Source organism: Cytobacillus oceanisediminis (assembly GCF_004366035.1).
In the GTDB taxonomy this organism is placed as follows: Bacteria; Bacillota; Bacilli; order Bacillales; family Cytobacillaceae; genus Cytobacillus; species Cytobacillus oceanisediminis_C.
This window is the reverse complement of sequence record NZ_SOEE01000002.1, coordinates 166,567-190,108: the sequence shown is the minus strand read 5'-3', so window position 1 is coordinate 190,108 and position 23,542 is coordinate 166,567. Positions and strand designations below refer to the sequence as shown.

At 44.1% G+C, this 23,542-nt stretch carries 24 protein-coding genes; 1 reads left to right on the top strand and 23 read right to left on the bottom strand.

Features of this window, described 5'->3' with window-relative positions; translation table 11 throughout:
• Positions 1 to 3 precede the first annotated feature (3 nt).
• From DFO72_RS05285 to DFO72_RS05200, 18 genes are all read right to left on the bottom strand, one after another.
• Positions 4 to 390 (bottom strand): BMC domain-containing protein, encoded by a 387-nt coding sequence (locus DFO72_RS05285; RefSeq protein ID WP_113881075.1) that lies wholly within the window; start codon positions 388 to 390, stop codon positions 4 to 6.
• A gap of 1 nt (position 391) precedes the next feature.
• The gene (locus tag DFO72_RS05280) at positions 392 to 664 is read right to left on the bottom strand and encodes a EutN/CcmL family microcompartment protein (protein ID WP_113881076.1); all 273 of its coding nucleotides are present in this window, start codon (positions 662 to 664) and stop codon (positions 392 to 394) included.
• On the bottom strand, positions 646 to 1,320 hold the full coding sequence (locus tag DFO72_RS05275) for a hypothetical protein (RefSeq protein WP_113881077.1): 675 nt from the start codon (positions 1,318 to 1,320) through the stop codon (positions 646 to 648). The genes DFO72_RS05280 and DFO72_RS05275 overlap by 19 nt, the downstream gene beginning before the upstream one ends.
• Positions 1,317 to 1,970 carry a phosphate propanoyltransferase gene (locus tag DFO72_RS05270; RefSeq protein ID WP_113881078.1) on the bottom strand — a complete coding sequence of 218 codons (654 nt, stop codon included), beginning with the start codon at positions 1,968 to 1,970 and terminating at the stop codon, positions 1,317 to 1,319. The genes DFO72_RS05275 and DFO72_RS05270 overlap by 4 nt, the downstream gene beginning before the upstream one ends.
• A 30-nt stretch (positions 1,971 to 2,000) precedes the next feature.
• Positions 2,001 to 2,294: a BMC domain-containing protein gene (locus DFO72_RS05265; protein ID WP_009334386.1), complete on the bottom strand. Its 294-nt coding sequence runs from the start codon at positions 2,292 to 2,294 to the stop codon at positions 2,001 to 2,003.
• 16 nt (positions 2,295 to 2,310) lie between these two features.
• Positions 2,311 to 3,840, bottom strand: a complete 1,530-nt coding sequence (locus DFO72_RS05260) for an acetaldehyde dehydrogenase (acetylating) (protein WP_113881079.1) — start codon at positions 3,838 to 3,840, stop codon at positions 2,311 to 2,313.
• A gap of 35 nt (positions 3,841 to 3,875) precedes the next feature.
• Positions 3,876 to 4,529, bottom strand: coding sequence for an ethanolamine utilization microcompartment protein EutL (gene eutL / locus DFO72_RS05255; RefSeq protein WP_113881080.1), 654 nt, complete (start codon positions 4,527 to 4,529; stop codon positions 3,876 to 3,878).
• 12 nt (positions 4,530 to 4,541) lie between these two features.
• Positions 4,542 to 5,558, bottom strand: a complete 1,017-nt coding sequence (gene eutC, locus DFO72_RS05250; protein WP_113881081.1) for an ethanolamine ammonia-lyase subunit EutC — start codon at positions 5,556 to 5,558, stop codon at positions 4,542 to 4,544.
• 12 nt (positions 5,559 to 5,570) lie between these two features.
• The gene (locus tag DFO72_RS05245; protein WP_113881082.1) at positions 5,571 to 6,935 is read right to left on the bottom strand and encodes an ethanolamine ammonia-lyase subunit EutB; all 1,365 of its coding nucleotides are present in this window, start codon (positions 6,933 to 6,935) and stop codon (positions 5,571 to 5,573) included.
• Between the two features lie 17 nt (positions 6,936 to 6,952).
• Positions 6,953 to 8,401: an ethanolamine ammonia-lyase reactivating factor EutA gene (locus tag DFO72_RS05240; protein ID WP_113881083.1), complete on the bottom strand. Its 1,449-nt coding sequence runs from the start codon at positions 8,399 to 8,401 to the stop codon at positions 6,953 to 6,955.
• Between the two features lie 162 nt (positions 8,402 to 8,563).
• Complete coding sequence (locus tag DFO72_RS05235) at positions 8,564 to 9,064, bottom strand: EutP/PduV family microcompartment system protein (protein WP_113881084.1); 501 nt, start codon at positions 9,062 to 9,064, stop codon at positions 8,564 to 8,566.
• A 13-nt stretch (positions 9,065 to 9,077) separates the two neighbouring features.
• The gene (gene eutS, locus DFO72_RS05230) at positions 9,078 to 9,419 is read right to left on the bottom strand and encodes an ethanolamine utilization microcompartment protein EutS (RefSeq protein ID WP_009334379.1); all 342 of its coding nucleotides are present in this window, start codon (positions 9,417 to 9,419) and stop codon (positions 9,078 to 9,080) included.
• 28 nt (positions 9,420 to 9,447) lie between these two features.
• Positions 9,448 to 10,707, bottom strand: coding sequence for an ethanolamine utilization protein EutH (gene eutH, locus DFO72_RS05225; RefSeq protein WP_113881085.1), 1,260 nt, complete (start codon positions 10,705 to 10,707; stop codon positions 9,448 to 9,450).
• A 181-nt stretch (positions 10,708 to 10,888) separates the two neighbouring features.
• Entirely contained in the window at positions 10,889 to 11,461 is a 573-nt protein-coding gene (locus DFO72_RS05220) for an ANTAR domain-containing response regulator (protein ID WP_113881086.1), read from the bottom strand.
• A gap of 2 nt (positions 11,462 to 11,463) precedes the next feature.
• Positions 11,464 to 12,888 carry a sensor histidine kinase gene (locus tag DFO72_RS05215; protein ID WP_113881087.1) on the bottom strand — a complete coding sequence of 475 codons (1,425 nt, stop codon included), beginning with the start codon at positions 12,886 to 12,888 and terminating at the stop codon, positions 11,464 to 11,466.
• Between the two features lie 180 nt (positions 12,889 to 13,068).
• Positions 13,069 to 13,935 carry an ethanolamine ammonia-lyase subunit EutC gene (gene eutC, locus DFO72_RS05210; RefSeq protein ID WP_113881088.1) on the bottom strand — a complete coding sequence of 289 codons (867 nt, stop codon included), beginning with the start codon at positions 13,933 to 13,935 and terminating at the stop codon, positions 13,069 to 13,071.
• Positions 13,936 to 13,950: 15 nt separating this feature from the next.
• Positions 13,951 to 15,309, bottom strand: a complete 1,359-nt coding sequence (locus tag DFO72_RS05205) for an ethanolamine ammonia-lyase subunit EutB (RefSeq protein ID WP_113881089.1) — start codon at positions 15,307 to 15,309, stop codon at positions 13,951 to 13,953.
• A 215-nt stretch (positions 15,310 to 15,524) separates the two neighbouring features.
• The gene (locus DFO72_RS05200) at positions 15,525 to 16,565 is read right to left on the bottom strand and encodes a P1 family peptidase (RefSeq protein WP_113881090.1); all 1,041 of its coding nucleotides are present in this window, start codon (positions 16,563 to 16,565) and stop codon (positions 15,525 to 15,527) included.
• 109 nt (positions 16,566 to 16,674) lie between these two features.
• Between DFO72_RS05200 and DFO72_RS05195 the strand changes: the two genes are divergently transcribed.
• A complete protein-coding gene (locus DFO72_RS05195; RefSeq protein ID WP_113881091.1) occupies positions 16,675 to 17,850 on the top strand; it encodes an MFS transporter in 1,176 nt (391 codons plus the stop codon).
• 474 nt (positions 17,851 to 18,324) lie between these two features.
• Here DFO72_RS05195 and DFO72_RS05190 read toward each other — a convergent pair whose 3' ends face one another.
• From DFO72_RS05190 to DFO72_RS05170, 5 genes are all read right to left on the bottom strand, one after another.
• Positions 18,325 to 19,110 (bottom strand): SDR family oxidoreductase, encoded by a 786-nt coding sequence (locus DFO72_RS05190; protein WP_113881092.1) that lies wholly within the window; start codon positions 19,108 to 19,110, stop codon positions 18,325 to 18,327.
• A 12-nt stretch (positions 19,111 to 19,122) separates the two neighbouring features.
• Positions 19,123 to 19,896, bottom strand: coding sequence for a class I SAM-dependent methyltransferase (locus DFO72_RS05185; RefSeq protein WP_113881093.1), 774 nt, complete (start codon positions 19,894 to 19,896; stop codon positions 19,123 to 19,125).
• A 117-nt stretch (positions 19,897 to 20,013) separates the two neighbouring features.
• On the bottom strand, positions 20,014 to 20,991 hold the full coding sequence (locus tag DFO72_RS05180; RefSeq protein ID WP_113881094.1) for a quinone oxidoreductase family protein: 978 nt from the start codon (positions 20,989 to 20,991) through the stop codon (positions 20,014 to 20,016).
• A 25-nt stretch (positions 20,992 to 21,016) separates the two neighbouring features.
• A complete protein-coding gene (locus DFO72_RS05175; protein ID WP_113881095.1) occupies positions 21,017 to 22,792 on the bottom strand; it encodes an acyl-CoA dehydrogenase family protein in 1,776 nt (591 codons plus the stop codon).
• A gap of 8 nt (positions 22,793 to 22,800) precedes the next feature.
• Complete coding sequence (locus tag DFO72_RS05170; RefSeq protein WP_243856068.1) at positions 22,801 to 23,541, bottom strand: 2-phosphosulfolactate phosphatase; 741 nt, start codon at positions 23,539 to 23,541, stop codon at positions 22,801 to 22,803.
• Position 23,542 lies beyond the last annotated feature (1 nt).

Here is a 23,542-nt window from a genome sequence, read left to right as displayed (position 1 = left end):
ACTCTATTTATCTTCAACGTGATCCAGCTCCGCCGAAGATACCAGTTTCTTTTTGCTTCCTCCCTTTTTTACGGAGGGTGCTTCAGGAGCTGTTTCTTTTTTAATTTCCTTTGGTTTCCTGTCATCTAATAAAGCTTTCTTGATATCTTCATCAGGATGAGGTATAACATGAGCTGACACGAGTTCACCCACTCTGGCTGCTGCTTCCTTACCTGCATCAACAGCAGCCTGAACAGCACTTACATCCCCCTGAACCAATACCGTTACTAAGGCGGCGTCCACTTTTTCCTGCTTCACCAGTGTAACATCGGCAGCTTTCAGCATGGCATCTGCTGCTTCAATGGACCCTATCAGCCCTCTTGTTTCAATCATGCCAAGTGCTCTTGCCATTCTATTTCACCTCTTTCTTTTCAACGTCAACAGAATCGATAATTCCAATAATCAAAGCATCAATTGGCAATCTTATATCCCCGGACATATTAGAAGCCGAACTTCCACGCGTAACGAGAACTTGATCACCGACCCCTGCCCCAATACGGTCAACCGCGACGAATGATTTTTCTGCTGAAAGACCATGAGGCTCGACAACCAAAAATTTCAGGCCAGTTAAATCATCCTCTTTTCTAGTGGCCCATACATTGCCGATTACCATTCCCATTTCCATGTGTTTTCAGCCCCTTTTGTATCCATTACAATGATGCTTTTTCCCAATTCCCGTGCTGTATCACGTGCTAAAGGTGTTATAATGGTCTGTTTATCAGCGAGGATTTCATTCATTTTGCATTCTTGAACATCTCTTTGGGTAATCAGCTTCTTTGAGTCTGGCTGATCTGCCCTGATAGGCTTTGGAGCTGCAAAATCCTGCAGGCTATTGATTTCAACCCCAAACTTTAACAGCTTTTCCTTATACTCCATTAAACTTGAAAAATACTCCCCGTTTGTTTTTTTCTCTCCATTCAGAATTTTATAAAGTTTCGTTTTCGGAATTAAGGTAACAGGGACATAATCAATAATACAGGCTGAAAGAAGCTCGCTTTCCGGTGTATCACAAATGCCCAGTGCCCCTTTCACAAACAAGTCCTGGGAAGCGTCAAGAAAAATAACCCTCATTACAGTATGCAGCTCAGCTTCTTCCCTAAAGTCATAAGGAAGGACATTCCAGTTTTCCTCTAACACTTCTAATAGATTTTTATCGACTTTCCCTAAATCTCCGACTGCGAGGATATTATGTTTTGTTTTAGAATTTGAGGCAGATTTGGCACCTAATAGATTTTTCACTACTTCTTCAACTATTTGCTCAATTACATGCCTGTCAATCATATGCTTTCCTCTTGCCTTACTAACCTGCCTGCTGTTTTTCCGGTAATCAATCCTGCATTGGCTTCATCAGTATCAATATGCATTTCAAGTCTATACCGGGGTGAGATTCTAATTAACACATTTCCAAAGGATATGGGACGTTCTCCCACTGCCTCAACTTTGACGTATTCCCCATTTTTCACACCAAAGGTTTCAGCATCTTCCGGAGCCATATGAATGTGTGCCTGTGCAATAATAAGACCTTCTTTTTTATAAATGCTGCCCTTGGGTCCTATCAGAGTAACAGGAGAAGATCCTTCTATATTCCCGGATTCGCGAAGCGGGGGGTTCAACCCCAGTTTGATCGAATCTGTACGGCTGACCTCTACCTGGGTTATATTGCGGGCAGGACCAAGAACGCGCACTTTTTCAAGGCTTCCTCTTGGTCCTGCGATGGTTATCGTTTCGTTAGCAGCAAATTGGCCAGGCTGAGATAAATCGGCTTTTTTGGTAAGCTGATAGCCTGATCCAAAAAGAATCTCCAAATCTCTTTGACTTAAATGACAGTGCCGGGCAGAGACAGCCATTGGAATTGAATGATCTTTTCCTGAGGAACCAGTTAGCCTTGTGACTATTTCCTCTACAATCGATTGAATGGCTTGCTCGTTCATGATTTAAGCTCCTAACTTAGTAATCTTGTTTTAAAGCTCTGCATCAATTTTTGGAAGAATGCTCTCCAATTCGTTATGAGGACGAGGAATGACATGAACAGATTTCAATTCTCCAACACGCTGTGCTGCTGCAGCTCCCGCATCAGTTGCCGCTTTAACAGCACCTACATCACCACGCACAAGGACTGTTACAATACCGCCTCCTACATGCACCTTTCCAACTAAATGAACATTCGCAGCCTTCACCATAGCGTCAGCAGCTTCCACTGAAGCAACCAGTCCTTTCGTTTCAATCATTCCTAATGCAGTTAATTCTCTAGCCATTTTTATTTCCTCCTAATTAGTTAGTTTGATATTTTTTCATCACTTGATTGACCATGTCGGCAATCATCTTTGCATCCACTTCGCCATCTGGCGATACTTGCTGAAGAACCTGATTAACAATATGATCAACATCCCGGCTGCCGGCTTGTTCTTTTTCAGCTATAGAAGATGATGATGCCGGTTTGGGGATGGTAACTTCTTTCGTACCATAAGCCATTCTTTTAATATTGATCAGGTGACGTGCTGTCACATTGTCAGAGGTAATGTTGCCGCCGAATGAACCGCATCCCAGAGTCAGAGAAGGCATCAATCCGGTTGTCGCCCCAACAGCACCAATCGAGGACAGCGTGTTGACCATCATTCTTGAAACAGGCATTTCAAGGGCAAAATCCTTAGCCACTGCATCATCATTCGTATGAATGGAGAGGCTATGCCCCCTTCCGCCCAAATTTAGGAGCTGCAGGCAGATTTCTTTTGCCTCCTGGTAGCTTTCCGCTGTATAAAGGGCAAAAACCGGAGATAGTTTTTCAATTGAAAATGGTATGTCTTTGCCTACTCCAGTTTCTTCAGCAATTAAAACTCTAGTATCTTCAGGGACTTGGATTCCCGCCATGGAGGCGATTTTAACAGCACATTGTCCGACGATATCCGGATTCAGCTTTCCCGGTGAAGGCGAAATGACTTTTTCTAAAGCGGCTTTTTCTTGATTATCCAAGAGATAAGCCCCATTATTTCTGAGTTCCCTCATTGTCATTTCTTTGATGTTGCGATCGACAACTATAGATTGTTCTGTAGCGCAAATCGTTCCATTATCAAAGGATTTGCTGTCAACAATCATCTTCACCGACTGTGCCACTTTAGCGGTTTTTTCAATATAGCAAGGTACATTTCCAGGCCCTACTCCATATGCAGGCTTGCCTGAGCTATACGCAGCCCTGACCAGTCCGCCGCCGCCTGTTGCTAAAATGAGATTGATATCGCGATGCTTCATTAATTCGTTTGTTGCACCCATTGAAGGCTTTGAGATCCAGCCAATCAATCCTTCAGGTGCACCAGCAAGTATGGCTGCTTCATTGACGATTTTTAGCGCTTCAACTGTGCATTTCACTGCCCTTGGATGAGGGCTCACAACAATAGCATTTCTTGTTTTCAAAGCAATAAGTGCTTTAAAAATGGCAGTTGAAGTAGGATTAGTTGTTGGAATAATGCCGGCAATGATACCGTATGGATAGGCAATTTCCGTCACTTTATTCACACGGTCCTCATGTATGATGCCTACTGTCATTTCATCTTTGATGGATTCATAAACAGCCTTGGAACCGACTTCGTTTTTTATTTTTTTGTGCTCGACTATGCCCATCCCTGTTTCCTCAACTGCCATTTGGGCAAGGGCAAGTGATTTGGCATATGCAGCATCAGCGGCTTTTTTGACAATTTCGTCCACTTGCTGCTGTGTAAAGGCCAAATACTTTAATTGGGCTTCTTTAGCCCGCTTTACAGCATCCCTCATTTCCTGCATGGATTGAAGATCATGATCAAATTGCAAGGTTCCCACACTCCTTTCGGGATCGTTCATAACTTTTAATACTTGATAGGATTTTGAGAAATTTCTAAAATGGCATCCCGGAAAGCATCAGCTGCAGCCTGACAGGCTGATTGGGAGCCGGTCAGCAGCCCTCCGCCAAAGTTGGTTTCCGAAGGCGGCCCGAAAAATTTAACCATTTCTACATCCGCTGCCTTTAAAGCAGCGTCAAGCCCATAAACAGCTTCCAATGGCGGGGCTATTAGATACGCTATAGGCTCTCCGATTTTGATGCCTGCTTCCTTTGACAGATAGGACCCTGTTCTGGAAACAACATGTGCATAAATGGCATGCGCTTTTTCCTGATCAAGCGCTTCAAAATATGCATCGGATTCAGCTGTCTGCAGGACAGCCTCCATCCCGCTTTTGACTTCATCAGGAGACGGCCCTGCCATAATTCCAATCATTTCACCTGATAATGGCCCGGAAGCATGAGCAGCACCTGCATAAAAGGATCTGGCATAAACCACTTCGACATCTGCTCTTTTAGTAGCTTCATCGAGTGCGGTATAGCCTACGTCATCGACTGTAGAGGTGAAAATCGCCAGGCTTCGGTGATGGGGCTGAAGCTGAAAGTGCTTTGCAAGCTCCGAGTCCACATTAGGTATCACCCGAACAGCCAATATATCAGCATGAATGCGTTCTAATCCCATTTTTTCTGCCTCCTACCCTTCCTTTTTCACGAGCGATACACCACTTGCTTCATACTTTATAACCTTTTGGATGACCGTCCCGAGATAGGCGCCCGCCTCTGCAGGAGGAATTCCTCCTTTATGTATATTGGAAATTACCATCCGGTCAGCTTCGATCGTTCCTTTTCGGGGTTCATAGCAAAGGTAGGCACTCAGTGATTCTGCACTGACCAGACCAGGACGTTCGCCAATCAATAACACAACTACTTTGGGCTTCAGGAGTTCTCCTACTTCATCCATAACAGCCACCCTGCCTTTTTCGATATAAAAAGGCGTCCCCATATCGAGGCCTAAACTTTTTAGGGATTGCTGAAGGGATAAATAGACATCCTCTGCATTTTCTTCAATGGCACTTGAGCTCAGTCCGTCAGACAGAATGATTTGAACAGCCGGTCCCTTTTGGCATTTAGCAAGAATGATTTTTTTGGCTTCTTCTGATAGCTTTCTGCCATAATCGGGCCTGCGGATGTACACTTCTTTTTCATTCACCATCGTATTGACTTTAAAGAGTCCAAGACGGTTTATAAGCTCGTCATTTACATCTCCATAGACAGCATCGACTGCGGCTGCATGGTCAAAGCGGAATTTAAGCCATGTGTCTGTCTTCGGTCTTGAACCTGCTCTTCCCACCCCGATTCTTGCAGGTGTTTTGCTCTTGAGTGCTTCCAGCTCAACTGGATCTGCGGGATTATCAATGCCTGTCTTTCCTGAATAACTTTCGGTCTTATCATGACTCGCTTTATCTGTTGGGGTTATTTTAAAAGCATTTGAATTCTGATAGCTTTTAATTTTTATTAGACCGTCTGTATCTTGTTTTCCAGCCTCGATAACCTCCTCTGACATCCTGGATGGCTGTGTGCCGGGGGATGATGTATGTCTCCAAAATTTTACTGCTGCGCTGCTTTTTTGCCCGTTCACATCCGAGGTTTCCTGCGCTTGAAGTTTTTCCACAACAAGGCGTGTTACTTTTTCAATCAGTTCAGGATTCATTCTTTTCAACTCCTATCGTGAAAAAATGGTTGGATCGCCTGCGATTTTGCTCAGCTTTCCATTTTCGAAGATTCCCATTTTCTCAAGCCAATCCCTGAATATTGGAGATGGCTGCTTATTCATCGTCTGCCTGAGGGTGGCAACGTCATGATAGCTCATGGATTGGTAATTGAGCATACAATCATCTCCCATTGGGGCAGCAATAATAAAATTCACTCCAGCTGCTGTCAGCAGAACACCAAGGTCTTCAATATCATTCTGGTCAGCCTTGATATGATTCGTGTAGCAAATATCAACACCCATAGGGATGCCATGCATTTTTCCCATAAAATGATCTTCGAGCCCGGCCCTAATGACCTGTTTGTTATTGTACAAATACTCCGGACCAATAAAGCCCACTACTGTGTTTACGATGTAGGGATCATAGTGACGGGCAAAACCGTAATTTCTCGATTCCAGTGTCATTTGATCAATTCCGAAATGGGCTTCAGCGGAAAGCTCTGAACCCTGGCCCGTTTCAAAATACAAACGCTGAGGCCCGGTACCGGTGCCGAGAGTTCTTGCCATATCATTTGCTTCCTCAAGAAGGGAAGCAGTAATTCCGAATGATCGGTTGGCAGCCTCTGTTCCGGCGATGCTTTGGAAAATCATATCAGCAGGAGCTCCCTGTTCAATTGCCTTCATTTGAGCTGTTACATGAGCAAGCACACAGTTTTGTGTTGGTATTTCCCAGTCCTTGATAAAAGCATGTGTGGCATGGAGCAATCTCTTTACACTTTCCACCGAATCATCCACCGGATTAATTCCAATCACTGCATCCCCAATGCCGTAGGATAAACCTTCTTTGAGGGATGCTATCATTCCATCCACATTATCAGTTGGATGATTAGGCTGCAGGCGGGAAGCCAGTGTTCCTTTATATCCAATCGTTATATTGCATTTGGTTAGTATTTCGATTTTGTTTGCCGCATGAACAAGATCAAGATTAGACATGATTTTTGCGGCTGCGGCAATCATTTCACTGTTCAAACCCCTGCTGATCCGTTTTAGATTTTCCCCTGTCGTGTCATCACTCAGGATATATTCACGAAGTTCAGCAACTGACCAATTTTTTATGCTCTGATAGACGGGTTCATTAATCCCGCTTTCTATAATTCTCGAAACCTCATCCTCTTCAGGAGAAAGCATAGGATTTTCGCGGATATCAGAGAGAGTTAAATGACTTAGAACCAATTTGGCGGCAATTCGTTCCTGGACGGTTTCCGCTGCGATACCCGCGAGGCGGTCCCCTGATTTTTCTTCATTTGCTTTGGCAAATAGATCCTTTAAATTTTCGAACTGATACACATTTCCTAAATGACTGGTTTGCAGCTTCATAAATAATCCCTCCTTTCTTACCGATGGAATGTCAATGTTTTAGTGACAACAGGTACTACATTGGTTTGAAGCAGATGGCCGATATCTATGTAATCGCCATGCTCTACCTTAATCTGGTCGATGCATACGATACTTTGCTTTGTTTCCTGAACTTTAATCGTCTGGCCAAGGACTTTAGCGTGGTCGCTTTCTAATACGACAACAAGCGGCTGTTCTGGCATCGGCTTTGCTTGTAAGGATTTCAGCAGGACAGAAGATAACTCCTGAATATCACGAAAACCCAAATATGGCAGCGCGGTTAAATACAGGGCAAAATTTTGTCCCTCCTGCTGAGGATCATAAATTTCTACCGCCTTTTTTACTGCTTCTGTAATCTGGTGGAGACCTTTTTCCAGATTGTTATCAAACCGGATCTGATAGACGGGCAAATTGCGAATTGGCAGTTCATGGCCTTCAGCATGGATGGTCGCCCCGCTGATTTCTGTGGTTTGAGTTCCTGCTCCGAGAACTGTTGCCCTGACCGTCTCATCCGGTTCCACCCATTTAAAGGCGGCCAGCTCACGGCAATTTCGTAAAGACTGCGCAAGCATTTTTCCAATATCGTCATACTGGGCAGGAGAGGATTCAGCGTTTTCAAAGTGGTACAAGCATTCACTGATCCCTCCTGAAAACATGATGTAATCTATCTCCTCTGTCCAATTTGGATCATGTCCCAGAAGCAGAGGCAAATCTTCCCGATGAAGATCCTTCCTCAGCATTCGGCCAATTACTTCTGCCATGTAGTCTGTCAGCTTTCCGATGATAGGATGATTTCTGCTGTCTCCTCTTTCTAAATCAGCCCCCCATAGCCGAAGGATTTGTTGAACAGGAGGAGAAATGCTTATTATTTTGCCGTCTGAAAATTCAATCAGTCTGCCGCCGATATGCAGCGTGCATGTCCCGCATAGCCTGCCTGAACGATAAACTGCAGCATTGGCAGTGCCACCGCCAATATCGATATTAGCCACAGTTTTTCCAGTCCTTTTGGATAATTCATAAGCTCCTGAACCTTTTGCAGCAATGATACCTTCTAAATCGGGACCGGCAGTGGCGACAAGGAAATCTCCTGCGTGGTCAGATAAGGAATGGACCATTTCTTCGGCATTATGTTTTGTTGCCGTTTCTCCTGTAATAATGACAGCGCCTGTTTTAATATCTGCCGGCTCGATTCCCGCAGTAATATACTCCTCTCTGACAAGCCTCTCTACAGCTTGAATATCAATTGATGAAGCAGTCAGAAGAGGAGTCCGGTAAATCGGGCTCCGGTAGAGCACTTCCTTTTCGATAATTTCGATTCGCGGCATATGGGTTCCGCCAGCCATATTCATGAGAGAAAATCTGCTGATGACGAGTTTGGTGGTACTCGTTCCAATGTCGATTCCTGCGCTGATAATATTCTCTTTTTGTGCATCGTAACGCTTCAACATGATCCCCGCCTTACTGCAACGAATTAACTATTATGCAGGAAAATAAAAAAAGGCACCCCATATGAGCAACCATTAATTGGTTGTTCATACAAGGCGCCTTTGCCTGATATATTTTTTTGTATAGTTAAAATATATTCTATTATCTTCATTTTGTAAAGGGTTTCATCTGAAAATTACGACATCATCCGGCAATGAATCTGCATAATCCTTCATTTCTTGAAATGAATGGCATTTCACCAGGAAGCGTATTTCTTCTATTCCTTTTCCGGTAATAGAGGAGGTAATGACAATAGGCCCTTTTGGAACCGCATTTCTAAGCTTGCTGATTGCTGAGTTTACATCCGCTTGATCAGAATCACTTTTTGTCACGACTCCAATTGGCAGTTTAGTAAACCCATTGCTAAAACCCGGCGGAAAAATGGTTTTCCGCTTTGTAGAATCCTGCAAATATAATATATGGGTCACTTCGAGTGCCGTAGCCATGATATTTTTATAGAAAAATGGGTTTTCAGTATATTCCCCCGGCGTATCCACAATCCAGTCATAATAGTTCAGTGACTGTGTTTTAACTGCTTCAGCTTCGCGGCCAAGAAGAGCATTTGTTAAAGTCGACTTTCCCGCCCCGATTGAACCGATCAGCATCGCTCTGTTCATTTTGGACATTATATACAGCTCCTTATGATTTAGTTATTTCCGAAGGAGTGTACCTCAGTGTTTCAGATAAAAAGCGGTTGATTTCCTCCATGGCCATTTGCACAGCTGATACGGTTCCTACAATTACAAGACTGCCTGTGAATCTGTCCAGGAACCCGATCTGCACGTCTGCAGCTTTGGTCGCCAGATCTCCTGCAATGATAACCGTTTCACTTGGTGTCAGTGTTAAAATCCCTAACGCTCCTGCCTGCTGGATTCCCAGTTTTTCAAACATATCCGGATCGGGATTTGCGATTAAATGGCTGAGTGTTACTTGTTTTCCCGGCACAAATTCTTGAATAAATCGTTTTTTTTCTTCATTCATTGCTTAGGCCCTCCCAGGTGACTGCTGCTTATATTGCTTTTTTTACTTTTTCTTCCTTTGTTAAATATTCATCTTTTCCGATAATGCCAGCTTCACGGTCTTTTTTCTCCAATTCCAGAGCTTTTGGTACAGATAGCCAGTACGCTAACCCAATTCCGATGATTCCAGCAGAAATTTTACCGGCTATAATCGGAAGGATTAATGTTGGCTGGAAATTTGCTGTAAAGGATAAATGGTCACCAAGCAAAAAGGCCGCACAGACTGCAAAGGAAATATTTATGACTTTATCTTTAGGCGGCATTGTTCTGACCAATTTAAACATCGCAAGGATGTTCGCGATTGTGGCAACTATCCCTGCACTGCCTTCCTTGCTTAATCCCACTTTACTGCCAAGAGCCTCCAGAGGGCCGCCGGCATACTTTTGAAGAAGATAAACCATCGGAAATGCACCGGCAAGCATGATCCCAATATAGCCGGCAGTCTCAAGCGCCCGGAACTGATCCTCCGAGTCTGCCATAATTGGGTGGAAGCCCCATCCTCCAAATACAGTTGAGAATAATCCAGTAAAAATTTCCACGATGGAAAATACCAAAACCAGCTTAATTCCCGCATCTAAAATACGTCCAAACCACATGAACCCGTTGATCATTAAATCCGGCAGGAAATATAACCCCAGTGCAATCATGACAACAAAGATTAAAAGCGGACTTAAATTCAATAGGATTTGTCCCAAACCGAGCGCGAACTGATATTTTGCCTCGCCGGATGTGGAAATGAAATCCCTGAAACTTGAACTGGAAACGGCAATAATCACACTCGAAATGAAAGCACCGATTGGAATGGTCAGAACGCCTGACATCACACCTAGAGCCATATATTTATGGTCTCTCTTATCAAGCATGGCCAGGCCCATCGGTATGGAGAAAACAATGGTTGCACCCGCCATAAAACCGACGATCATCGCCATAATCCAGCCTTCCTGTGTTTGCTTTAACACTTCAGCTAACTGGTAGCCGCCCATATCGGTTGCCAATATGGCAGTTGCAGCTATTGCAGGATCTGCCCCGATTGCAGCAAAAAATGGACCGCAGACCTTATCGATAAACCACGATAAATATGGAATGGAAGCCATGATCCCTGCAGCCGGAACAAAAATGTGGCCAACGGCATGAAGCCCCTCCATAAATTGCTTGCCTAACCCCTCATCACTGTTGCGGATGGCTGCAAATGCTCCAGCTACTGCACAAGCCATGATAATGTAAATAACAATTTTGCCTACCATTTCCATCATAAATCCCTCCCTAAAAAGTTTTTGTATGTTAACGGAATCCTGCAGCTTCTTTACAAGAAAATAGGATAAAATAGCAGTTTGATAGTAAAAAAAATAGGTAAAAAGACAAAAAGGTGCCGTACGTCAGCTTTTGCAGACGCATGGCACCTTTGCCTGTTCTATCCACTTGTAAAAGATATTAAGCGTTATATTTTACTATGATACGCTTTGCCACATTTTCCAGTGTAACCTGTTTGTTCATGCTGATCTTTCGCATTTTCCTAAAAGCATCTTCTTCAGGCATGTTAAACTTTTGCATTAAAATGCCTTTTGCTTTCTCAACTATTTTTCTTTCATTTAACTTTTGATTCATGGATTCCACTTGTTCCCGGAATGCATTTGCATTTTCTGCCTGCCTGAGCGCAATTTCAACCGCAGGAATCAGACTGGCTTCATTTACAGGCTTAACAAGGTAGCCGAGTATATTTGCTTGTTTGGCCTTATCTATATATTCCCGCTGACTGTATGCTGTAAGGATCAGGATGGGTGTGTTAATTTTGTTGGAAATGATTTCACTTGCTTTTAGTCCATTCAGATTTGGCATCTTGATATCCATCAGGATTAAATCAGGCTTTAATGAAAAAGCAAGCTCGACCGCCCTTTCACCATCGCCAGCCTCAGCTACAACTTCATAGCCAGCGTCCTGGAGCATTAAGCTTAAGTCCATACGGACAATCGATTCATCCTCCACAACCATAATTCTTTTTTTCACAGCTATTCCGCCTTCCTTTCAAAGGGAAATTGCACAGCTGCAATGGTCCCTGTTTCAGCCCGTTCGATTAAAAAATGACCGGATAGATCATGCTCGATCATCATTTTCACAATATCTAAGCCTAGAGAAGGTTTTGCTTCCGGGGAATATCCTTCACCGTTATCAATGACTTTAACCTTAATTTCATCATTGGAATATTCGAAACAGACATCGACTATCCCTTCATGCATATGTTTAAATGCGTGCTTTACACAATTCTGTATAAGTTCATTAATGACGAGAGACAGGGATACAGCTTTTTCAGAGTCGATTAAAAGCTTTGGTCCCCTGTACTGAATATGTATCTTTTTCTGCTCGTGTTTTGCTTCATGGACCAGCATATTGCCAACTTTCTCTATTAAGCTGTAAATATCTACTTCATCCACACCTGAGCTCGAGAGAATAATTTCATACACCGAAGCAATACTTGAAATGCGGTTCAGACTTTCCACGAAATGCACCTTGCTTTCTTCCGGCACACCCCTTCTCATCTGAAGCCTCAAAAGGCTGGCAACAGTCTGCAGGTTATTTTTGACACGGTGATGGATTTCCCGTATGGCCACAGATTTAACAGCAATCTCACGCTCCTTTTCCCTGAGCTCTGTCAGATCTTTAAGTATGATGAAGGTTCCATTCGACTTACCGGCAAGGTCAAGACTTATTTTCTTAACACGGAATACCTTATTCATCATTTTCATTTCTTTTACAAGAAGCTCTTCCGGCTCGTTAAGAATTTCTTGAATACAGGGAAAACAATCAATCAGCGGAACGCCGGGCCTGCAATCTTCCTTTCCAATTTCGTGAATCAGATTAGTTGCTGATGGATTGTTATAGACAACCTTATTTTCATGGTCAATAAAGAATAGTGATTCCTCGATTACCTCAGGGATGATCGGCCGATCTTCTGCCATTCCGATCAGTATGCCGCTCAAGGTTTCAGTGGCTTCTGATAACGCTTCCAATTTGAGCTGCCGCTGAAGCTTCTCACTTATATCCTTCTCCATAATCAGTGCCCCGATGACACGGTCCTCTGATCCTTTAATCGGCACCACGCTTTGCTCCACCGTCTTGCCCTCCTGTGTCAAGGCGCGATTGAGAAACATATTCTTTCCTGTCCTCAGGGTATATAAAACGGCGGGTTCAAAAGCTTCATAGGCAAACTTGCCTGCGACAGGCTTCTGATAAACGGATTTAGCAGTATTTGGGGCAGCTTCAGCTACTACTATCGCATGTTTGCCTTCTTTAGTAGGGCAATCAACAAAAACGTTTGCCTGGTTCAGATCGGCAATTAATGAAAGATTGGCAGAGACCTCTTTAATCCTTTCAACATCCATATTTGAAAGACTTGTATGAAGAGTGCATAACTCTTCGACTGAGAAGTTTGGCATAGGCGGAGATCTCCCAATAATTTTTTAAAAGTGTCAGAATATATAAAAATATTAAAGGGAATGCCGAAGAATGTCAACATCGTTTTCGATTGTTTAATAGGAAATTTGGTACAGTTATGGAATTCTCCTGGAGAATGGAAAAGGCAGCTGGAAAAATTGGAATCCTGCTGCCTTCCTATACTATTTAAGCTGTGCTAATTTTACACCGCTGGCTTTATGCTTTAATATCACTTCTATTAAATCGGCCAGATGAGCACCCGCCTCAACAGGGGGGACCCCTCCTTCATGAATATTGCTGATAACAGTGCGATCTGCTTCGACAGTATCCTCATTGGGCTGGTATATCAGGTAGGCACTAATGCTTTTAGCGGTTGCCAATCCAGGCCTCTCTCCTATGAGTGAAATAACGCAATCACAATTGACAATAGAAGCTAAATCATCCTGAATCCAAACTCTGCTCCGCTTTATAAAAACAGGATCTCCAATAGTAATATTTTTCGATGTTAAACCCTGGACAAGCGCTGGCAGCAGATCTTTTATATTTGCCTCAACACCCGTTGAACTCAGTCCATCTGATACAATGATTTGAACCTGTTTGTTTTTCGGAAGATTTTCTGCAGCCCATTTTCTGGATGTTTCATTGAGTTGTCTCCCGCTGTCCAGGTCCATTAAGTATTGGTCCATCGTTTCAGATTTTGAAAACAGTACAGGCAGCTTTAATTCTTTCAGCAAATCATCAGAAACGTCCTTAAACACTGCGTCCTGGGCTGCTGCGTGGTCTATCCTGAATTCCAGGTAATTCTTTGTTTTCATACGTGTTCCAGTATGTCCAATCCCAATCCTGGCAGGAGTAATGGATTGCACCTTCTCAATCTCTTCACGATTGGCTGGCTGTTCTACACCTACTTGGTTAATCTTTTCATAATTTATATTGCGGACCTTTGATTCCTTTGTTTCGGCAGATTCTTTTACAATAGGACTATTTCTAATTTGCCCTTCTTTCTGGAGCTCTTCCATTACCTGATTCACGATTGTCTGAATATCCATTACTATTCCCCCTTCCTACTTAAAAATTGATAGATCTCCGGCACGTTCGGTTAGTTTGCCATTTTCCATAATTCCCATATTCACAAGCCATATCTCGAATTCGCGAAGGGGACGGAGCCCAAGCATTTCTCTTAAGCTTGCATCATCATGATAGCTGGTATCCTGATAGCTCAGCATAACGTCGTCCCCCCCAGGCACGCCCATATAAAAATTCGCTCCGGCAAGAGCAGTCAGCATCCCTGCAATTTCCTGATCATTTTGATCTGCCTGCATATGGTTGGTATATGTAGGGGCTATCCCCATCGGAAGTCCATGCATTTTCCCCATAAAAAGATCCTCGAGATCTGCACGAATCACCTGTTTGCCGTCATAAATTGTCTCAGGCCCGATAAAACCTGATACATTATTAACCATGAACGGCTTCCAATGCCGGGCGTATCCATAGGTGCGTGCTTCGAGTGTCTGCATATCTATGCCAAGATGGGCATCAAGCGATACTTCTGATCCCTGGCCAGTTTCGAAGTATAGCTGATTCGGGCCAGTTGATGTGCCTTGTGTGGCCATCAGCTGAAAGGCTTCATCGATAATTTCCTTTGAAACTCCAAAATCATCATTTGCCGCCTGTGTACCCGCAAGGCTTTGGAACATAAGAGCGATAGGGGCACCTTTTTTGAGGGCTTGTATTTGGGTTGTAACATGGGCAAGAACACAGTTCTGCGTTGGAATATCCCACTTTTGAATAAAATCATGTGTCATATGTAAAATCCTCGAGACTGATTCAACAGAGTCATTGTTGGGGTTCACGCCTATGACGGCATCACCTGAACCATAGGACAGGCCTTCTTTCATGGATGCAAGAATACCCTCCGGATTATCAATGGGGTGATTTGGCTGGCAGCGGAATGCCAGGCGTCCAGGCTCGCCAATCGTTGTGTTGCAGTGGGCCGTTGGCCTGATTTTCTGTGAAGCCATTACAAGGTCAATGCTCGACATCAGCTTTGCTGCAGCGGAGATCATTTCGCTTGTCAGACCCCTGCTTATTCTGAACAAATCCGAGGTACTGGTACCGTGGGACAAAATATAATTCCTTAATTCTCCAACAGACCAGTTTGCGATATCTTTATAAATAAAAAGATTAAGATCATCATATATGATGCGGGTTACTTCATCCGTTTCATATGCAATAACCGGATTTTCATATATTTCCTTTAGTGTTATTTCACTTAACACCACTTTGGCTGCCATTCGTTCAAGAGAAGATCTGGCAGCAATGCCTGCCATTTTATCCCCTGATTTTTCCTCACTGGCTTTTGCCAAAACATCTGCAATTGAATGGAATTGATAGGTTTCATTCTTTAATGTACATGTAAACATAAATTGCCTCCCTTCGAGTATAGGGCGCGGTCTGCACCAAATCTAATTATTACAGTAAGCGGTTACAATCTGCTCCATACAAAAAGGCGCCTTAACAGAATAAGCCATAAAACAGCTTACCTATTAAGGCGCCCTCACCTGGTATTTTCACTTGTAAATTATTATATCAAGTAATTAACTGAAAAGATAGACTTTTTAAAATGTAGATAAATGTCTTATGAAAACATCCCCTCCACCACTCTTCCCTGCCGCCCTTGTGTCGTTTCTGCCTGGGACAAGGAATTGAGAATTGCTTCCTCCACGGCTTCGGCAGCACCCTGGAAAAGCTTGTTCATAAGCGGATGGTCGTCTCTGATCAAATGGGCAACTTCAACGTGTCCAGTGCTCTGGTGAGAAATGGTTCTGGCAGTTGAAAAAGCAATGACTATATCCCCGCTGCCGTTGCTGTAATGACTGCCTGTCCGGCCGAGGCCAATGCCGCATCTCTTGGCAAGCCTTTTCAGCTGCCTTTCACTGAAGGGTGCGTCCGTGGCCAGGATGATCATAATCGACCCATCGGGCGTTTCCTTGGTTTCCAGCGGAATTTCTGACAGGCCGTATTTGCTGAATGGAAATTCATCTTTATTGCCAAAATTGGTGACCACCAGGCACCCGATTATGTAGTCCTTTGAGCTTTGTTCTTTACCGATGAGTCTCGATGACGCTCCTACTCCGCCCTTATACCCGAAACACACCATGCCTTTTCCTGCTCCGACCGCACCTTCCCCCACTATTTCCGAATTGGCATTTTCAATGGCTGTTAATGCATGTTCCGGCTTCACCGGAAGTGTCCGAATGGAATTTAGATACCCATCATTGCATTCTCCCACGACGATATTGACCGTTCCAGTTGTGTCTCCAATTTCAGGAGTGGTTCGTAACAAGTATTCCAGAGTTCCCTGTGTTACCGCTGGAACTCCAAATGTGTTTGTCAGCATAATGGGAGATTCAATCAGTCCTAATTCTTCTACCTGTACCAGACCCGTCGTTTTTCCAAAGCCATTGATGACATAGCTTGCTGCCGGGACCTTTTCACGGAATAAATTTCCGCCATGAGGCAAAACTGCGGTTACACCAGTACAGACATATTGGTCATTATCATTGAGAGGATAGTCCAGAGTGACTTGGCCTACCATGACCCCTTCTACATCTGTAATGCAGTTCTTTTTTCCAGGCTTCAGTTTTCCAATCGCTACTCCTCTTTCTCTAATCTTCATTTGAATCCTCCTTAAAGTGGCATTCATTAGAATTTCCATTTGTTTTCATTTATAATAGAAAAATATTTAGATTACCTAATCATTTTACATCGTTTTTGGGAGGATTTATATGGCTCATACTATAGCAAAAAAACAGAATGCAGGCTCTGAGAAGATTTGGTCCAGAGATTTTGTGCTCATATTGATGTCCAACTTTTTTATTTTTCTCGGATTTCAAATGACATTGCCCACGATCCCACTTTTTGTAGAAAAGTTGGGAGGGAATGACCAGCTGATCGGTATTGTAGTCGGCATCTTTACATTCTCTGCTCTGCTATTGCGTCCTTATGCAGGACATACGCTGGAGACAAAGGGAAGGCGGTTTGTCTATTTAACGGGCCTTGCGATTTTCGTTCTTTCGGTTGGTTCATTTGGATTTGTTAATAGTTTAATCTTCCTATTTGTCCTACGGATTGTCCAAGGATTTGGCTGGGGTTTTTCAACTACAGCCTCCGGAACTATTGCTACCGATTTGATACCTGCTAATCGGCGCGGGGAAGGGATGGGCTACTTCGGTCTTTCCGGGAACATAGCCCTGGCTTTCGGCCCCACCCTTGGACTGGCGCTTGCCGGAATTATATCTTTCAAGCTCTTATTTTTAATTTGTGCCCTGCTGGGATTAGCCGCGCTGGTATTATCTTCGAGAATCAGATACAAGCAGGCTGAAAGACAAAGTGTTCCCTTGAAGCGGTGGGATATCTATGAAAAAAGTGCCTTAAGGCCTTCATTTCTTTTATTTTTCATTACCGTTACCTTCGGCGGCATCGCTTCGTTTCTTCCAATATACTCTGCTCAAAAAGGCATAGGCGGAATACACTGGTATTTCCTGCTGTTTGCGATCGCCTTAATGATTTCCCGGACTTTTGCCGGCAGATTATATGATCAACGGGGACATAAGGCGGTGTTTTTACCTGGTGCGGTGCTGATTTTAGCAGCCATGTTCCTGCTGGCATGGCTGCCTAACAGCATGATTATGTATATAGCGGCCATTCTTTATGGTCTGGGATTCGGATCAGTCCAGCCTGCCCTTCAGGCCTGGTCTGTAAAAGAAGCGCCTGCCAATCGGCGCGGGATGGCTAACGCAACGTTCTTCTCCTTCTTTGATCTCGGAGTTGGGATAGGTGCAATGGTCTTTGGCCAAATCGCCCATTTGTTCGGCTACAGCAGCATTTATATGGCATCAGCCGGTTCGGTAGTGATCTCCATACTATTATATATTTGGATCCTGATTACAAAACGAGGTTAACGAGAAAGACGATTTTCCTAGGAAATGCGGAAAATCGTCTTTTTTTATGCTGAGTTTTCCAGTAGGTGCGCGGGGTTCGGACTCTCACACCGGGGTTTTGACTTTTCTGTTCGAAGTTGATCTGGGTTCGGACTCTCACACCGGGGTTTTCGTCTTCTCTGTCCGATGTTGCACCGGGTTTGGACTCTAATACCGGGGGTTTTGACTTTTCTGTCCGAAGTTAGTCCAGGTTCGGACTCTCACCGGGGGTTTCGACTTTTCTGTCCGAAGTTAGCCCAGGTTCGGGCTCGCACCGGAGTTTTCGACTTTTCTGTCCGAAGTTAGCCCAGGTTCGGACTCTCACACTGGAGTTTTCGACTTTTCTGTCCGAAGTTGACCCGTGTTCGGACTCTCACACCGGGTTTTTTGACTTCTCTGTCCGAAGTTGGCCCGGGTTCGGACTCGCACACTAGCTGTCCAAACAAATATAGCCTCCTATAATGCTTTCACCATCCCGCCATCGACCAAAATGGAGCTTCCTGTCACATAGCTGCTTGCGTCGGAAGCCAGGAAAGTGACAACGTTAGCGAATTCTTCCGGGGTTCCATATCTGCGCAGCGGGATATTGCTTTTGGCTCTTTCAGCAACTTCTTCTTTGGAGATGTTTTGCCGGTCCGCGTTATGCTGATCCAGATAATCAACCCTATCCGTCGAAATCCTTCCCGGAGCTACTGTATTGATTAAGATATTATAAGCTGCCAATTCCTCTGAGAGTGTTTTGGTCATTCCGACAATGCCCAAACGGAATGTATTGGATAGCAGAAGGCCTGGTATCGGCTGCTTAATGCTTGAAGAGGCAATATTAATGATCCTTCCTCCATTTTTCTTTAATTCGGGAAGTGCGTCTCGGATCAGCCTTACATGGCTTAATAGATTTAATTGAAACGCTTTTTCCCAATCTTCATCTGTTAGGGATTCAAACGTTCCCCCGGGAGGTCCTCCGGCATTATTGATCAAGATATCGATTCCGCCAAGTATTTCAGCTGTATATTTGACTAACTGTTTAATATCTTCCGGATTGGTCACATCTGCACGGTGATATTCAACTTCAACATTATAGTGGTCACGGAATTCCTTTTGAACAGCTTGCAGTTTTGCTTCATCCCTGCTTGTGATCATCACTTTCGCGCCTTCCTGTGCAAGCTGTGCTGCAATTGCTTTACCCAGTCCCTGGCTTGAAGCCACCACTAGCGCTTTTTTATTTTTCAGGTTTAAGTCCATCACAATTTCCTCCTAATGTTTCACGCAAAGTGCCATCCATTCATCCACTTTAAAGGATTGCACCCTGCCGTCATGAAATTCGATTTGAAAGTAATCCGCCGCTGCTTGATCAGCCTGCAAAATATAATCTTCGACTGCCCTAATCTGTTCGTCACTTTCAGCTGTCCGCCTTACCCAGGACGGGAATTCAAATGTTTTCTTCCTGCTCTTCGTGTTGGTTTCATGCAGCCCGGAAGCAGCAAATAACTTTCTCCACTCTCCTGTCGACAAACACCGGCAATGACTGTCATCCCGCAATTTCTCAACAGTGTTCATAAAACCAGCCAGCTCTTTTTCTTCAGGTGATATGTTATCGATCATCAGGAAATGGCCGCCTGGTTTTAAAACCCTTCCAGCTTCAGTAATGAACCTTTCGGGATTGGGAAAATGATGGGGGGCTATCCGGCAGGTTACCGCATCAAAGTACTTATCCAGAAATGGCAAAGCTTCAGCATCCGCGGTGACATACCAGATATTTTTATAGCTTTCCAGATGGCGTGCGGTATTGGCCAGCATTTCTTTTGTCAAATCAGCAGCAAAGACCTGGGAAACAAAAGGTGCCAGACTTTTGGCCACATGCCCGCCTCCTGTGGCGATATCCAACACAACCCAATCTTTATGCGGATTCAGAGTTTGAACGAGCTGGTTAAGCTCAGCCGCATCTCCATGAATTTTGCTTGTCACATATTTTTCTGCATTTTTACCGAATGTGTTTTGTACCTTTTTCTTTACCTCTTCCTTTTCCATATAAATCACCCTCAAAAAAAATGATCAGCACTACTATTTATGTTCTATACAAATCCTTATATTCCTGTCAGTTTAATAGAAAAAGAGCCTGCCACTGGTTAAATGGCAGGCTTCCAATTATCTTGCAGGTTCAAGAATAAGCTTTCCTTTTGTTTGTCTCGACTGCATTCGCTGATGCACCTTGGCAGCATCCTCAAGAGGATGGATTTCGCCAATTGTCAGCTTCAGCTTTCCTTCAGCTGCATATGTCAATAATTCCTTCATGCTCGGCTGCAGAAGTTCAGGCTTTCTCATAATCTGCGGCAGGAAAAACCCGATGACTGATTGGTTCCGTCCCATTAAAGAAGAAGGATAAAACCGGCTTTGCTCCCCGCTTGCCACACCATAAATGACTAGGCGGCCAAAGGCTGCAAGGCATTTCAGGGTTTTATTAAAAATTTCCCCGCCAGCCATTTCGAGTGCAATATCCACACCTTTTCCGGCAGTTGCTTCGAGTACCTCATTTTCCCAGCCTTCTTTTGTATAATTTATGAGAACATCTGCACCCATTTCTTTCGCAAGCTGAAGTTTTTCCTCTGTACTGGCTGTGGCGATGACGGTTCCTGCACCGAATAATTTTGCGAGCTGAACAGCAAGTGTGCCTACACCCCCTGCTGCTGCATGGACAAGGACGCTTTCACCCGCTTCAAGCCTGCCCATCGTTTTTAGAATATGATAGGCACTCAATCCCTGCAGGGGCAGAGCCGCAGCCAGTTTAAAATCCAATCCTTCCGGCAGGGGAATCAGCCCTCTTTCATCTGCTGTTACATACTCCGAGTATCCGCCTGATTCAATTAACGTAACCACTCTTGTACCAAGAGGAATTTTCGCATCTTCACCTGCTGCAGCGACAACACCTGCTACTTCCGCACCAGGAATGAATGGGAGAGGAGTCGGCACAACGTATTGCCCTTCTCTTCTTGCCGTATCTGCATAGTTCACTCCAATGGCATGCACCTCGATTAATACTTCACGCCCTGTCGGCTGAGGCCGGTCAAGGTTGATTAAGGTAAGGACTTCAGGTCCTCCATACTCTTTGAATTGGATGGCTTTCATTTTAAAACACTCCTTCTCTATATATCTAGCAGCAATAATCGCCATTATCATATACAAGCTCAGCAATCCTTCTGTTTCTCGCACTTTCCTTCCCAAAGGAACTGAACCTGCCGCATTCACGAATAACTAATCCGATCAATTGATCTCTTTTCCCTTCAGAAGCCAATTCTGATACAAGCTGACGGGATAGCCTTTCTGCATCCCATATCTCACCTTCGATAAACGTCCTTGTCAGAAGAATCTTCAATTCTTCTTTTTCTTCACCCCTTTCTTGAATAGCTTTATAAGTACGATAGACAGCCGATTCTGAAGCATACAGGGCAATGGCCAGATCGGCGAGCTTCATAAGTGCTTTCTGTTCATGAACAAGTGAGCTGCCAAATGCTTCGTAAGCGAGTCCGGCGTTTAACAGGAATAAGTTTCTCACCGTATCAACTGCTGCTCTTTCTTTTTCAAAAATGGCCTGACCGATTGGTTCAGGTTTGCTCAACTGAAAAACAGCCTCCTCCACTCTTGCGGCTAAATCGATATCACCCTTCAATGCTTTACGGAAAAGGTGTGTAGGAATCAGCAATCTATTAATCTCATTTGTTCCCTCAAAAATACGGTTAATGCGGGAATCACGATACATTTGTTCCACTCCGTATTCCTTGATAAATCCTGCTCCGCCATGAAGCTGCAGTGCTTCATCTGCCGCATAGTCGAGTGTTTCCGAGCCAAACACTTTGCAGATCGCACATTCTGTGGCATATTCGCTCATTCTTTTTCCAATAAGCTTTAAATTAGATGAATCATATAAATCTCCTAACGATTCTTCCAGCAGGTTTGCTGTACGATACTGCAGCGATTCTGCTGCGTAAATTCTCCCTGCCATCTTTGCGACTTTTTCCTTGGTAGCCGGAAAATCAAAGATGGATTTTCCAAATTGCTTTCTTTCCACTGTGAATTGTAGAGCTTTCTTCAATCCGGTTTTAGATGCCCCCATGCAGGCAGAACCCAAATTGAATCGGCCAAGATTTAGGACGTTCAGAGCAATAATATGGCCTTTGCCCACTTCGCCCAGCAAATGATCAGCTGGCACTGGGCAATCTTCAAAAATGACCGATCTAGTTGAAGACCCTTTGATGCCCATCTTATTTTCTTCCGGTCCAAGAGAAAGCCCTGGTGTATCCCGCTCAACGATAAACGCGGTAAAATGCTGGCCATCCACCTTAGCGTAAACAATAAACGTATCTGAAAATACAGCGTTAGTAATATAAATTTTGGTGCCATTCAAGATATAATGTGTTCCTTCTTGATTCAGAACAGCCGTTGTCTGGGAAGATAGGGCATCTGAACCTGCGTTCGGTTCTGTCAGGCAGTAAGCCCCGATGTACTCCCCTGAGGCAAGCTTCGGCAAATATTTTTCTTTTTGCGCTGGTGTTCCAAAGTAAGTAATAGGGAGGGTCGCAATGCAAGTATGATTGGAGTGGGCTACCCCATATCCTCCTGATGAGGCAATGTTTTCACCGACTATTCCCTTGCTGATTTTATCCAAACCAAGACCGCCGTATTTTTCGGGGATGCTGTGTGCCAGGAGGCCAAGTCCGCCCGCCTTCTTCAGCAAATCCGTTACCACCTCAAATTCCTGGTTTTCAATCCGTTCCTTTTCAGGGTGAACCATTTTTTCAGCAAATTGTTTAGCCGTTCTTCCGATTAAGATATGCTCTTCCGTAAAATCCTCCGGTGTGAAAAGTGTTTCAGGATTAAGCTTTGTGAACAAAAAACTCGCTCCGGGATTAGCAGTTTTTACTTCTTCCATTTATGGATTCACTCTCCTTTTAAAGCGGTCTGAAGGATGGCCGCTCTGCCATTTTTCAGAATGGGTACAATTACTGCCATATCAGTCTGTGAAGCGAATTCTAATTCTTCTGCCATCCCGTGACGGGCAAAAAGCATGCCTACCCTGGATGATGAGAGGATATCAAAAGCGCTCCCTGATGCACCCCGGTAAAAATCCAATGCAGCTTTTGCAGAATCGGTCATTTCCCATTGTTCATAATCGGTTAAGCAATCGATAAAGTGCCCTGCACCGTAAAAGTCCTCCAAACTGAGTTCTCCCGAATTTCCTGAGCATACAACGATGACTGTCTCAGCTTCTCCCTTTATGGACTCAGCAACAGCCCGATTATTTAATAGTGAACTGATATAGACTTTTGAGGCACAGGCTGATTTTCTTAAAGCTACCGTTCCATTTGTTGTTGACAGGATCAGTTTCTTGCCGTTTACCATTTCACGGAGGCGGCTTGGAATGGGATACACAAATCCATCAATCAGTTTCCCGTGAGTCTCGCCGGCAAGAACAAAAGTCTCCGGCTCCATGCCTGCAGCAGCATTCATCCCTTCCGCAACATCCAATACAGGGATGACTTCCGCAGCTCCTTCTGAAAGAGCTGAAGTAATCGTCGTGGTCGCGAGAAGAATATCCAAAACGACGGCCACTTTACTGCCTTCACTTAATTTCTCTTCTGAAATATCCTCTTTCCTTACAATCACATGTACTTTCTTCATT